The 14,259-nt window shown below is 34.5% G+C and carries 11 protein-coding genes; 2 read left to right on the plus strand and 9 right to left on the minus strand.

The genetic code is table 11. The features are described from left to right. Positions 1-321: 321 nt before the first annotated feature. The 3 genes from HHU12_RS15335 to HHU12_RS15345 all read right to left on the minus strand — a co-directional run bounded on the left by HHU12_RS15335 (position 322) and on the right by HHU12_RS15345 (position 3,562). The gene (locus HHU12_RS15335; RefSeq protein WP_169657627.1) at positions 322-960 is read right to left on the minus strand and encodes a CPBP family glutamic-type intramembrane protease; all 639 of its coding nucleotides are present in this window, start codon (positions 958-960) and stop codon (positions 322-324) included. A gap of 114 nt (positions 961-1,074) precedes the next feature. After that, positions 1,075-2,481: an alginate export family protein gene (locus HHU12_RS15340; protein WP_169657628.1), complete on the minus strand. Its 1,407-nt coding sequence runs from the start codon at positions 2,479-2,481 to the stop codon at positions 1,075-1,077. Between the two features lie 262 nt (positions 2,482-2,743). Then, positions 2,744-3,562 (minus strand): energy transducer TonB, encoded by an 819-nt coding sequence (locus tag HHU12_RS15345; RefSeq protein WP_169657629.1) that lies wholly within the window; start codon positions 3,560-3,562, stop codon positions 2,744-2,746. Positions 3,563-4,106: 544 nt separating this feature from the next. On the opposite strand from HHU12_RS15345, the gene HHU12_RS15350 reads away from it, so the two are divergent. Next, a complete protein-coding gene (locus HHU12_RS15350; protein WP_169657630.1) occupies positions 4,107-5,291 on the plus strand; it encodes a serine hydrolase domain-containing protein in 1,185 nt (394 codons plus the stop codon). A 4-nt stretch (positions 5,292-5,295) separates the two neighbouring features. Continuing rightward, positions 5,296-7,314 (plus strand): OmpA family protein, encoded by a 2,019-nt coding sequence (locus HHU12_RS15355; protein ID WP_169657631.1) that lies wholly within the window; start codon positions 5,296-5,298, stop codon positions 7,312-7,314. 143 nt (positions 7,315-7,457) lie between these two features. Here HHU12_RS15355 and HHU12_RS15360 read toward each other — a convergent pair whose 3' ends face one another. The 6 genes from HHU12_RS15360 to HHU12_RS15385 form a co-directional block, all read right to left on the minus strand. After that, a complete protein-coding gene (locus tag HHU12_RS15360) occupies positions 7,458-8,513 on the minus strand; it encodes a PorP/SprF family type IX secretion system membrane protein (RefSeq protein WP_169657632.1) in 1,056 nt (351 codons plus the stop codon). A gap of 11 nt (positions 8,514-8,524) precedes the next feature. Continuing rightward, positions 8,525-9,775, minus strand: a complete 1,251-nt coding sequence (locus HHU12_RS15365; protein WP_169657633.1) for a hypothetical protein — start codon at positions 9,773-9,775, stop codon at positions 8,525-8,527. A 144-nt stretch (positions 9,776-9,919) separates the two neighbouring features. Continuing rightward, the gene (locus tag HHU12_RS15370; RefSeq protein ID WP_169657634.1) at positions 9,920-11,200 is read right to left on the minus strand and encodes a retroviral-like aspartic protease family protein; all 1,281 of its coding nucleotides are present in this window, start codon (positions 11,198-11,200) and stop codon (positions 9,920-9,922) included. 105 nt (positions 11,201-11,305) lie between these two features. After that, positions 11,306-11,836, minus strand: a complete 531-nt coding sequence (locus tag HHU12_RS35825) for a helix-turn-helix domain-containing protein (RefSeq protein WP_169657635.1) — start codon at positions 11,834-11,836, stop codon at positions 11,306-11,308. Positions 11,837-11,937: 101 nt separating this feature from the next. Further along, positions 11,938-13,194 (minus strand): fumarylacetoacetase, encoded by a 1,257-nt coding sequence (fahA, locus tag HHU12_RS15380; RefSeq protein ID WP_169657636.1) that lies wholly within the window; start codon positions 13,192-13,194, stop codon positions 11,938-11,940. Between the two features lie 278 nt (positions 13,195-13,472). Further along, the gene (locus HHU12_RS15385; protein ID WP_169657637.1) at positions 13,473-14,030 is read right to left on the minus strand and encodes a hypothetical protein; all 558 of its coding nucleotides are present in this window, start codon (positions 14,028-14,030) and stop codon (positions 13,473-13,475) included. Positions 14,031-14,259 lie beyond the last annotated feature (229 nt).

Here is a 14,259-nt window from a genome sequence, read left to right on the forward strand (position 1 = left end):
CTAACTGTAGTCATTTTTTAGAGCATACAGTTAGGCTTTAAGTTTATTTTCAGTACAATATGATTGTTTCAAGGTTTCTGATCAAAGTTGAGTTAGTTAATATTTTTAAATACCATTACTATATTCATTTAACATAATACACACTCAAAAACAGTAACGTAAAAAGTAATTATGGAATATTCAAAATCTGATTTTTAGGCCTAAAATAAGAGCTGACGAAATTCGACATTGGTTGATGTTAGTTACTACAGAAATACATAATTTAAGAGTCAAATTTCATCAACAACAAATTAAACCGGGATAAGAAACTAGAAAGAACTATCAGACAAACAATAAAAAGTTCAATACAAAATGCAATGCAATATTATACCTCATCCCAAACTTTAGTCTTATTACAGTCATGATATAACCAATAATTGAAATAGTCAAAACATAACAAATCACATAGGGAATCTTATCAATAGATAGTTGATCCAGACTAAAGTTTGTGATATGTGATATTCCAAATCCGAAAACAGAAATATAAATGAAAAGATCTTTCCACTTATCTACAAACGACTGTTTGATCAGTTTATCAACTATTAAAAATATACATAAAAAATAACCTACAAATAATAGATAATTGTAATTTCCGAAGGAGAAAAAGAAACCTACGGTGTGGATCAGTAAAAAGGATAGCAGAAGACTGATTGATATTTTTGTAGATCTTACCTTAAAATCTAAAAAGTACCTATAAGCAAATTCCTCAACAATAGGAGCCCATAGAGAACCTAGAAGTAGTTTTTCCCAATAAGACATCTCAGAATATAATACGATATCACTTGATGAATGAATAAATAAATAGTCAACAATTCCATATAGTAATGAGATCAAAGAGAACAGAAAAATAGATTTGATTATTAAGAATATACTTACACTTTTATCAAGCGATGTTATATCGTTCACTTTGAAGTATTGCATGATTAAATTGAAGTTAGCTTTAGTAAGTACAAATTTAAAATTATCTAATTTTGACTTAGTACTTAAAATTTAAAATACCAATTTAAGCATTCAATATTTTTTATAACACAAAAATCAAAACTTATACTGCAAAGCCACTGCTGAAAAAGTAATCGGTTTCCCTGCTCCAGTTTCTTTGACATAATCTCCCGGAGCCACATAAGAATTGAAAGACATCAAAGTAAAATGCTGATTGATGATATAAAATATATCTAAGCCGTATTGAACACCCACACCATATTTTTCACTTTCTGTTTCTGAAGATGGGCGTACTTGTACCATACTTGGTGCATAAGAACCATCTTTATTACTCGCTCTTGCTAAATAATACCAGCTGAAATTAATATAGAGTCTTTCCAAAGGCTGTAAGCCAAAAGTAGGTTTGATATGGGCAATATTACTTGGACCTTGTGCCATTGCCAATCCATAAACAGGTTTTGGATACATAGGGTCAAAAGTATTCAGTTGCTTATCGTTCGGATCATAATCACCAGAAACGTAACTAGCTCCCATACCAATCATGGGTTTTAGGAAAACATCAGGAAAGAAATAATGTACCTCTGCCGTTGCGTACACTGCATTAACAGTTAAATCATTGAATTTTCCCGTTTGATACATCATATCCATATCTATCCAAAGTCTTTTACTTCTTTGCCATAATCTACCACCAATGGTATGTCTTGTTTGCTTACCCGGAACGTAGTTGAATTGTCTTCGCTCTGTATGAAACCCAAAATAGTAGAGGTCTAATTTCAGTGCTTTTGATTTTCTAAAGTTCGCATACGCACCCCATATATATTCATTGATGTGTGAGTTATCAAATACATCAGGATTGATAATTACAGGAGTAGCAAAAAGGGTATGAAGGTCGAAATTTTTCTTTTTAGCGATATAAGAAATACCATCAAATGCTTGTCTATTATTGGGACCTTCTCTTGATGAAATCAATAGACCATTTCCAAAATCAAATTCCTGACGACCTAATCGAATAATTTGTGCTTTTTCACTTCCTTTCTTGCCTACATTCAAATCCACAAACAATTGATGTACACCTAGTCCATCTACGATTATTTCAGGTACTGGCGGGTTTGGATTACCAAACTCCAATGTATTATTCAGTTGTCCGAAAACTCTTATTCTTGAATTGATTTGTAGATCGGCATGTACCATCAAGCGGTGTTGTAAACTACCATTATAATCTTTGATGGTTCCCGGAGGCAAGTCGCCAAAGTTAGAATTTTCACGGTACTCGTACCATTGTCTGATTTCCCCTCCGAGCGATAAATTTGATTTTCCACTTTTACCAATCGGCATAAATTTCAAATGATCCGTTCCTTTCTTCTGAACCGAATCGGATAACAGATAAGTAAAGTCGTCATTGTATCTGAGATCTTGTATTGTCCTTACTTGTGCATGGGAGTGAATTGCAAAACCAATTAAGATACCGAAAGTAATAAAGAGAATATCGAGTAATGTTTTCATAGCGTTTTTCTTTTTAACACTACAAAGGACTTTAAAATGAGGAGGAGATTAAAGGTAAAAAAGAGGAGAATAATGGTAAAAATTGGAATTAAAAGCAATAATATTGATTTTTTAGAACTACAAAAGGGTAATAATTAGAAAATAAAAATGCTACTGAAGTATAAATTACCCCAGGAGCACTTGATTACGATTATGATAGTTCTCTGTGACAGACGAAGGTGATCATTTTAAGTGATGCTTCGCTACTGTGCTAGAAATCAGATTAATTTTGTAGACGAAAAGAGATTGGTAATACCATTTTTTGTCTGACAGGCCTCCCTCTTTGCTCACCGGGCGACCACTTCGGACACGCTTTTAATACTCTTACAGCTTCTTCATCACATCCTGCACCAATACCTCTTACGACTTTAAGATTGCTCAATGAACCATCTCTTTCAATGATAAATTCCACAAACACTTTTCCACTCACACCCATACGTTTAGCTTGTGAAGGATACTTGATTTTTTTGCCTAACCATTTGTAAAATTTACCCATACCACCTTTGAATGATGCTGTTTTTTCTACTATTACATGAACCTCATTTTCTACTTTTTCTTCTTCTTCCTCAGCATCAGGTTCATAAGTTTCAATCACAGTTTCAGAATCAAAATCTTCTGGAATTTCTATTTCAATATCCAAAGTTTCCTCCTCAGAATCATCAACTGGAATAATGACTACCTTAGGAACCTTCTTAGGCTGAGGGATTTTTGGTTCAGGCAATACAAAAGCAGAATCAACTTCATCATCAATGAAAAAGCTTGTATCGTCGAGTGTGATCAAAACACTCTCAGGAGTAGGATACTCAAATGCTGCCAAGATAATTGTCAATCCAATACTCAATCCTAGCATACGAAAGAAATTGGTGTACTTGTCTAGGTTTACATCATCATACTTTTTGACAAGGGGATTGCTTTTCGATAATGGAGAAAGATTGTTTTGCTTGCTGATAATGACTCTGAAGAGTTGAACGATGCCGATTAATACGACTAAAAAGGAGATGAACAGTCCTTCTGGACCCATAAATTTTAAAATATCAATCATAGTTATACTAATTTGTAGAGCAGGTATGACAATACGATACCATCACTAAAAGTTGCACTTAAAGCGGTAAAAACGGACAATCACATATACTCTCGGGCATAGATTTTACACTATAACCCTTATGAACAGATAGATTAAAGAAGAGGCCTCTTCGGTAATTTTAAGGTACGATTATCTATAAGGGATCATGAATGATTTAACCAACTTAACAAGGAATAGAATATAATTTGCATTGATTAACAGTAGTTTTGACACTTATCTTAAAATAATTAAAATCATTATTTCAGTCCTTAACAAATAAAAGAAATATAAAATTAACATATAGTTAACAAACGAAATATTAAACAAGTTTTTAAATATAAATACAGAATAATATTCTTCAGCAGAGTTGACGTTTTTAGTCTAAAAAGGGAATTAGCAGTTCTTTTCCTATCTTTATAAGTACTTATCGCAAAAGGGTATCATAAAATATACCTAAGTGTCAAATCAAAAACTAAGAGATATTTTAAACATGCTCTAAATAAGTTTCATAAACTACAACTAAATGAGAACTAATCTATTACTCCTCTGGAGTCTACTGCTTTTATGTCCGTATAGAAGTCTTATTGCACAAGAACAATTCATTGAGCAACGTCTTGATCCTATTTATCAGGATTTAGAAACCCGGTTTGAAATACAGGGCACCGTCATTCAGATCTTCAACAGTGATTCTGTTTTGCTGAAAAAAAACTATGGTGTACAAGATCATTCTTCTAAAGTACCCATGAATGACTCTTCTCTTTTTTATCTCAGTGATCTGACCAAAACAGTAATTGCTGCTGCGGTTCAAAATGAAATACAAAAAAAGACGGTACATCCCGACAGCAGTATTTCAAACTACCTTCATCACTTGGATAAAAATGCAACGCAAGTAGGAAGTGTCACTATCCATGAATTGCTCTATCATATTTCAGGTATTCAAAATGACCGATACGGTATGGTGAAAGATGATATGGATAAAGAAAAAGCCCGTAATCAGAAAGAGCCTCAACCGGCTTCAAAATTCACCAAGAAAATTAAAGGTAATACGATCCCTTTTGATACCTTAAAAGCAGTGGAGTATTCTGATATAAATTATATGCTGTTAGTTGATGTGGTGGAGACTGTCAGTAATTCTACATTTTCAGAATACTGTCAAACTACTTTCTTTGATCCATTAGAACTTGAATCTGCTAGTTTTTCACACATCAAAAATCAACACTTAGTAACTCCTTACACTCAATATGCACGATCAGCTGATTCTACAGTGATGGCCACAAATAGAACTTTCAAACAAGCTTCTCCTTATCATAGAAATAATGCGTATGTGGAAGGACTTTCGATGAAGGCTCAAGATCTCACAAAATGGATGCAGTATTTTCTAGCCTTAAACAATGCTACATATCAGGGTGGAGCTCCTTCTTTAAATACAAAAGAAATGTGGACATCAAAAAGTAAAATTGACGTCATCAATTATTGGACAATTAATGTGCTGAAGGGAGACCTTGCAATGGGCTGGCATCCTAAGACAATTCTGGGCGAAGATATTGTAATGACTTTTTCACAGGAACAAGGCTTCAAACATTGTTGTTTTCTACTACCTGAAAGAAATATAGGAGTGACAGTACTCACAAATACCAACAGATGTCCTTCCCCAGGAATAGGATATGCTATCCTTGAAATTTTAATTGAAGAAGAACTAATCAACTAACATCATGTCTAAATCTATTTTAATCACACTAACATTTCTTTTCTCTCATCTGCTTTTTGCTCAGAAGGGAAAACTAGGCGATCAATCTATTACGGGAAAAGATAATATTGTCAACGAATTCACTACGCTTACGCAAGATATAAAAGAAGGAAGTACACTAATTTCGGTTAAAGATATTCAGATCAATGCGAATCAAAGGTTTCAACGACCGCTTGGCAAAGGTGATTTAATTATGATCATTCAAATACAGGGAGCACTGATGGATGCTGAAGAGGATAGTATTTCTTATGGAGAAATTATTGATTATAAGAACTGCGGTAACTGGGAGTTTCAAGAAGTCGCATCCATTAAAGACAGTACTATTTATCTGAAAGAAAAAATAAAATACAGTTATAGTAAGGAGGGTAAAACACAAATAGTAAGAGTACCGAGATACGATAATTTGATATTGAAGGAGGTGGCTACGCTTACCACTGAAGGATGGAATGGGGAGTATGGAGGTGTTTTGGCTATTGAAGTAGCAAAAGATCTTGTTATTCGAAATAAAGCCCGAATCACAGCTACAGGATTAGGTTTTAGAGGTGGAAGAACCAATACGGCAGCACAATATCAATCTACTGAACTTGTCAATCATGCAGTGATGAATTATAGAAGTTTCTCACCTTTTATTGGTGCTGAAAAAGGTGAAGGAATAGCAGGCTGGTATAAAGAATACAATCATCTTTACAATGGTAAATACGGAAGAGGAGCTGCTGCTAATGCTGGTGGTGGTGGTAATTCTCACAATGCTGGAGGTGGCGGTGGTGCAAACGCTGGCTTAATTCAAGACTGGACCGGTAATGGCAATCCTGATATCACTGTTGAGAAATGGCAAAAAGCATGGGCGCTAGAAAAAGACTTGACGCCTTATTCTATTTCCTCAGGTGGGGGCAGGGGCGGTTATTCTTTTTCTTTCAAAAGAAGCAACGCCTTTAAAAAAGGACCTGGCTCTAGATCTTGGGCAGGGGATAATCGACAAAATAATGGCGGACTTGGTGGAAGACCTTTGGACTATTCTTCAGGAAAATTATTCCTTGGTGGTGGTGGTGGTGCAGGCGACACCAATAACTTCAATGGTACTTCCGGAGGTAATGGAGGCGGTATCGTCTATATTCTTTGTCACCGCAATATTTATGGAGCTAGAAATGGTATCAGCTTGATTGAAGCCAATGGAGAGGAAGCACTCACAACCACTATTAATAAAAGTACGTCGGGTCATAGAGCCGGTGATGCTCCAGGCGGTGGTGGAGGTGGTGGTGTTATTATCCTTGATAATAAAGGTATCATAGAGCATATTATTGCTACAGCCAATGGAGGAAATGGTGGTTCTCAAATGATCATTTATATGGCAGAAGCTGAAGGTCCAGGAGGCGGTGGCGGAGGTGGCTATGTTGCCGCCAACAATACTTATTCTTCTGTAGTACTAGAAACTTTCGGTGGTTTGAATGGTATCACTAACGCCAATGGTCATAAAGAGTTTCTTCCTAATGGTGCTACCTTCGGTGGTATTGGTGTGATTGCACAAATATCGAATTACAGCTTTACTTCAAAACAAGTAATTCAAGGGGCTGATAAACTAGTTTTCAGTAAGAAAAAAGAGATCTCTTTTGATCACATTTCTGAAAACGAAAGTCATATTCTCTTCAATATGTACTTTGAAAAAAGATCAGACCGCATCACAAAATTCAGTGATGAATTATTGGACCAACTTGTTCTTCACTTAAAGAAAAATACAAAGCTCAAAATCCATTTCAGCGTTTTCTGTAATGAACACGATAATGAATCTGATAATATTAAACTGTCTCGAAAAAGAGGAAAAAGCCTTCAGCAGTTTTTAATCAAAAATAAAATCAATAAGGAAAGAATCAGTTTTGAAGGATTGGGAAGCCACTCTGAAACCAATGCTGATACAGAAACCATTGGTGATGAAAACTCTCATACGGAATATGTATTAGGGACAAAACCTTATAAGAAAACGCTTTAGATTTCTTACAGGAAGAATGAAGAAAAAGAAGTTTGTGTTGTGGTTCATACTGGATTGAAAGGGTATCGTTTTGTAGAGCCACAATGCCTTGTGGCTAACAAACCACCTTTCCTTCATTAAGAAATCTATCCTAATAAGGAATATCACAACACCGGCAACGTACTCAAACGCTTCATCTGCTCTTTATATTTATCATTAGAAAACCCTGCCGATAGCGTAAATTCTAAAGCAGGCTGAAGGAATGCTGTACTTGATATTTCTGGGTAATAAGATACTCTCAGTTCTATATGATCACTCTCTTTGTTGATTCTTCCTATTTTAGAATAGTTGGCTTTATCACCAAAAGGAATCTTCACGGAAGAGGTTATAAATACTGTAGAAGAGTTTTCGAAATTATTAATGGATGGAATCCAGCCTCCACCTATTTTGATAACCGAAAGACGTGCTTCTGCTGAGACATACAGTTCGTTGTTTTCACCTTGATTAAAATAACCGAATGTTGTTTCTACTCCCGTATAATTGATAGGATTGAAAAAGATATAACGGCCCATCAGTTCAAAGCGAGGCGATAAATCTTGAAACAAACTCACTTCATCACTGTTGGTTTGAATAATGCTTTGCAGATGTTTGGCTGAAAAACTAAGAAACAGGTTTTCGTGTGTATAATAACTTATTCCTCCGCCGATATCCACAGATCCTTCCTGACGTTTGGATAACGCATAAGAAGGCGTACTACCAATAAAATCTGAATTAGGATCCAATTGACTGTAATACACTCCTGGGCTTTCACCAAAAGAATACATCAAAACACCTAACGACAAACCAAAACTAAAGGTCTTGTCTCTATCTCTATAACTCATAGAAAGAGGAACAGTAAATGTCTGAGCATTCAAACTTGTCACTTCCTGATCACCGTTTTTAATGGGCGTGCGTACTTGCTGGAATAAAGCACCCACTCCAAAACCATTGCGCATTGAAGATTTCCTATAGATACCTAAACTTCCTCCAGCACTCACATACTCCATTCCCTCTTTTCGAGAAGCGTATCTTAGGCCTACATTGTTTTTACTGAAGGTAGATCCAGCCAAAGCAGGGTTATGAGAGGAGGGAAGCCAAAGCGGATTGGCAGTAATAATATCTTGAGCGAAAGTAGAAAAGGGCAAACAAGCGATAAAAAGAAAGAGTAATTTACGTTGCATAGTTTTGGTGATTATGGAGTAACAATAAAGGAAGTATTTAAACGCTCTACTAAACCATCTTCATAATGGATAAAGATCTTGGCGTTGTAAAGGGATGAATTGAAAGCTTCATCATCTCCAAACACAAAATTGTAATCGTCTGATTCAAACACCAGCTGATTGGATGTATCAAAAATTTGTATATCGAAAGCTTGTATCTCTACTCTGTTTCTAATCAACAAACGGTAACTTCCATCTTCATTAAAATTACTTCTTTTCGACACTGCAGTAGGCACTTTTACCCTTGGAAAATAAGGAACTTCAATATTGCTCAACGTATCCTTATTTATTCCTTCTGGACAATTCACAGCACCTGAAGCATCAGTAGCAATTATGACTACATCATATCTTTTAAAAGATTCATTTCCATCTTTAGAAAAATTTGAAGTAGGAAAAACATAGATGAAATCTTCATTATCAAACAACATATTACTACCTATCAATTCACCATTTTCATAAACCTCCCACTGCTGTCTATCACTGTTCAACGAGTTGGATGAAAAAGTAGTCATACCATAGTAATCTGTAGATACGGTATAATTTTCATCAATAACACCTTGAGAGACGGGAGCGATATTCTCCAATGCTTCATCTTGAACCTGTATTCTATTCAGACATTGATTATCTCTTGATGACTCTAAAAATAGTTCAATTCTTAATGTATCTTCCAAAGGTCTATCAATCCTCAAATCCTCCAGCGTTCCAATTTTTCCATCAATTGTCAGCTTTTGCTCTTTATAGAAACGATCATCTACATACACTAAAACCAATTCGTCTGTGAGTGTATCACCTTCTGTTGTAAAGTTGATAGACACATAATCACAGTGATATACTAAATCAGAAAAACGATTGAAATTGACGGTACGTTCTACTTTTCCAAAAACATCAATCACTGTTGTTTGTGATGTAATTACTGTAGTAACAGTATTAAGCAAATCAATTTTCACTTGATGTAAATCTGCTGTGATTGCGTTATTATCAATGGCTACCACTAAGATAGTCTCTGTTTCAGAAGATTCTATGGTATTGGTCAACACCCCTAAATTGTCAATTCCAGTGATGGTTTGGAATTCTTCATCCGCAGTATGTGTAATCGTAAAAACCAGAGTATTCGGTTTATTGTCAATACAGAATTCTGATTCACTAACTTTTACATCAAAGGCAAATAAAGGTGTGATTAAGAAAAGTGTTTGTAGTAGAAATATCCAAAAACTACGTATCATAACATAGTGTCAATAAAAAATGAATAAAGAGTAACTTTTGATTTAATCTGTTCAATTTAAATGGAAATTTCTTGAATGAAAAATGAGCACTGAAAATAATGATATCTTCAGTGCTGCTGTCACATTATGTTGCAGAAAGAACATCTATAGATTTTGCTGTTCTATAAGAATCTCTTTTCGCTGGTAAGAAATAATGAACTTCTGTTTAGATAAAATTTCATAGCCTATAATACCGCTTATATTGACTTCTTTAAAAGCATCTAAATGTCCAAGGTCTGTAAAAACAGAGGGGATAGATTTATACATGACATCACCAAGCATACACTTTTTCATTTTACCCTTCTGCACTTCTTTTACTTCTCCTGATAGACCTTGCAATTCTGTTGTTTTGACACCCTTCAGAACTGGTTTCAATTCTTCAAAAAGAGAAGTCGAAAACGCATTGGCACCTGCACCACTGTCTATGGCAACATTATATTTTTGTCCATTAATCGATAAGGTCACAATTGGTAAATGTCCCAGTAAAGTGGTCATAGGAAAAGTTTGAAATTCCATTTCAGATAGGTGAGTAGTTTGAAGAGTATCAAATTGGTCAGGAACTATTAACATCAATTGCTTTTGAGCATAATCAAACATCACATCCAACTGATTGATGAAATCAGTGCCTATAATACCATAGATTTTAGTTTTTGTTTCTTTTTCCAAATGAGAAAGGTCCGAAACTAACACTCTTTCATTTTCAACCAATAATTTTCCAAATTCAATTTTAGGTATCTCAATAATATCTTGATTGTTGATATGAGAATTGATGCCTTTTGCACTGGAAACAGACTTGACTTTACTATTTTGATAGGCTGAGTTTAATATTGTCCTTGAAGAACCACTGTCAAAAATAAACTGTTGCTTTTCATTATTCACAACAGCATCTACTATGATCAGCTTATTCTTAAGCTCAAAAGGAATATGTTGATAACCTTCTGATGAATTATTTTTCACCTGCATTTTATCTTCAGCCATCATCACTTTCACTTCAGCCTTAATCAATGATAAACTACTCACCTTATTGGAGGCATCAAACACAATGGTTATTTCTTGATTTCCTTTCTGTTCGTATTCAAAGTCATATTTCAAGATCAAAGTGTTTCCATTTTTTTGAGCTTCCTTTTCTGAAAAGTTCAAAACGGTATCATTGATACTTTGCGTAATCAACATGTCCAATACTTTCTGGGCAATCACTCCTTTTTGATTTAAAATAGTAAAATCATCCGACAACCATTTGGTCAAATTTTCTACATTTTTTTGATTAATAGCGGTCACTAACTGCTCCGAAAATAGTTTACATTTCTCCTGTTCTTGAGCATAAACTTGAACTGTTACACTTTCTAATAAAAGAGAAATCCATAAGAGTTTTAATACATTCTTCATCTGTTTTTTTGTTTTTGATGTGATGAATCAAAAGTAGAAGACAAACAATGTTTCTCTATGAAATGTAAGGTTGAAAAGGGGTGGAGAATAGGGTGGATTTTAGACTCATACCCCTCTGAGGGTATTTAAATCAAGCTTTTTGAGTTGAGTACGATCTGTTAATTCTAATTTTTTATACAGATTATTGATGTGTGTTTTTACTGTACTGATAGAAATATTGAGCTCGTCAGCAATCTCTTTATTCATTTTTCCTGATTGAATCAATTGAGCAACCAAGAGTTCTCTTTCTGATAAAAGTTCTATTTTAGATTGATGCTGTTGTTGTTTCTTTTTCCAAAAAAGAAGGAGGTAGATAACAATGCCTATTAAGGCAATGGCAATGACCACTACACTCAGTATTTCATACATCTCAAAACGAAAAACCTGAAAAGAAGTATCGCCTTCAATTACTGTATATTTTTTATCGTTTACTTGTATTAAATGAATAGAATCTTGTAAACTTTCAGCACCTAATTTCTGAATCACCTCTTGCAACTGAGATGTATTTTCTTTCACTTGTAAGGTATCTGAAGAAGAGGCTCTACTTAGTGATGAGATGAAAGTGAAAAGAAGAAGTAAGGTTAGTTTGTTTAGCATATTTGACTAATTTGACTTTTTCGCAAAGTACAATATCTAATGCATTTGATAAAATAATGAAGAGCCAAAAACTTAATTTTGACTCTCCATCACTTCAATTATTATTTCAGGATTTTTCCTACTGCTTCACCGAAGCCTATTCTCAATTCACCATTATCACAGAACCCTTTCAAAGTAATAGTATCATTATCTTCTAAGAAAGAGCGTGTTTCATTCCCCACCTGAATTGGTTCTTGACCATTCCAGGAAAGTTCAAGCATAGAACCATAAGAATCTTTTGTAGGTCCAGAAATAGTACCCGAAGCACATAGATCTCCCACATTCAAATTACAGCCATTGACGGTTTGATGAGCTAATTGCTGTGCCATATTCCAGTACAAATATTTGAAGTTGGAAGTAGCAATTTTGCCTTCATTTCCACTTTCTGTTTTCAAATGTACTTCCAATTGAATATCAAAAGTGGCAGGGACATCATGTTGTAGATAAGGGAGCGGAGTAGGTGACTGTTCAGGACCTTTGGTACGGAAAGGTTCCAAAGCATCTAAAGTCACAATCCAAGGTGAAACTGTTGAACCAAAGTTTTTACCTAAGAAAGGACCAAGCGGAACATATTCCCATTTCTGAATATCTCGGGCCGACCAATCATTAAAAAGCATCAAACCAAAAATATAATCTTCTGCTTTATCTACTGGAACGGTCTCTCCCAATTCCGTTGATTTCCCAACGACAAAACCCATTTCCAATTCAATATCCATACGAGTAGACTTTCCAAAGACAGGAGCTTCAGCACCCGGAGGCATTTTCTGTCCATGAGGTCTTTTAATTGGCGTCCCAGAAACTACAATTGAGGAAGAACGTCCATGATAACCTACCGGTAGGTGTTTCCAGTTTGGCGTTAAAGCATTGTCTTTTCCTCTGAACATCGTACCTACATTAACGGCATGTTCTTCTGAAGAATAGAAATCTGTATAATCTCCTATTTGGATAGGAAGATGCAATGAAGCTTCGTTCTGATCAACCAATACATTTTTACCTTCCAAAGCAGTGTTTCCCTCTTTCAGTAATTCAAATACAGTTGAACGTACTTTTTTATGTACATCTTTTCCAAGACTGATAAAAGGATTCAGAATTTCATTTGAAAAAAGAGTGACGGCTTCATCTATTATACCATTAAAGTGACCTAATGATGCCACTTCTACCAGATCCAAAATCTGATCTCCAATGGCTATTCCAGCTCTTTTACTTTTAGTAGCTGTACTGAAAATACCATACGGCAAGTTCTGAATCGGAAAATTAGATTGATCGGGCACATTTACCCATGATTGTATTGAAGGATCATTAGTAAGATCAATAGCCATAGTTTATTGTGTTTATTATTTGGTTAGCACATGAAAAATAAATTGATAAGAAAGTGTTCTATTTTCTTCAAACAGGTATTTAAATCTCATGTTTAAAAAAGATAATAATTCAATTAACTTAATTATTAGATTTAAAAATAATGTTTGGCTATTATTTTTGATCAAAACAAAAAAGAGCAAGTTCAAAATCTCTATTTTCAGAAGTAATTATTCTTCTTTATTAGATTCAAAACCGCTCTTTTCTATAAGAATGTAATTTCCTTCAAGTATAAATATCCTTATTTGGTATATTTCACCACTTTAATTGATGTCCTAATTGGCTTTCTTTGCTCATCAACTTTATACCAATGCACACCGTTTGTAAGTTCAGAAACTAAAACTCCTTCCTCTTTTAATAAATCAGCTAATGTCCAATCTGATGGTACTTTAATGGAATCAATACGACCTCCTTCTGTATATATATTCACAAACTCATTCTGCCCAATCACTTGGTTTAGATCTTGTGCCTCAGGTGATACCTCATAAACATCACAAACCTGTTGTGTATTTGAATTTTCAGAAATTACATCTCTTGTAACTCTTACTTGTCCTGGTTTAATAGGTTGATCTTCCGGTTTAGTAATTTCATCACCATCTTCTGGTGCACCCGGCAATCGATCGATTACTTCAGATCCATCCTCCAAATCAATGTCTCCTGATCCAGGATCTTTATCATTTCCAGGTGTTTCCTCTCCATCAATACGATCATTGACAATTGGTCCTGGTTCATTACTTCTATTACATGATGAGATTGATAAAACAGCAATTACAGCAAATAATTTAATCAGGTTTTTCATTTTAGCTTAAACTTTTTAATTGTTTTTATGTTGAAATAATTGTTCTTCATTAAGTAATTATATCCTTAATGATTTTTACTTTTTGTCAGTCGGTTTAAGAAAATTTTAAATCATAAGTACTATTAAATTAGACAGTATTCTACATTAAGTATACTTAAATAGTCATAGTGCTCAACTTCTTGTTAGAGCTATTTTCAAGAAGAATTTTATTAAGTATATTACTCATAAT

It is taken from the genome of Flammeovirga aprica JL-4 (assembly GCF_012844305.1).
GTDB lineage: Bacteria > Bacteroidota > Bacteroidia > Cytophagales > Flammeovirgaceae > Flammeovirga > Flammeovirga aprica.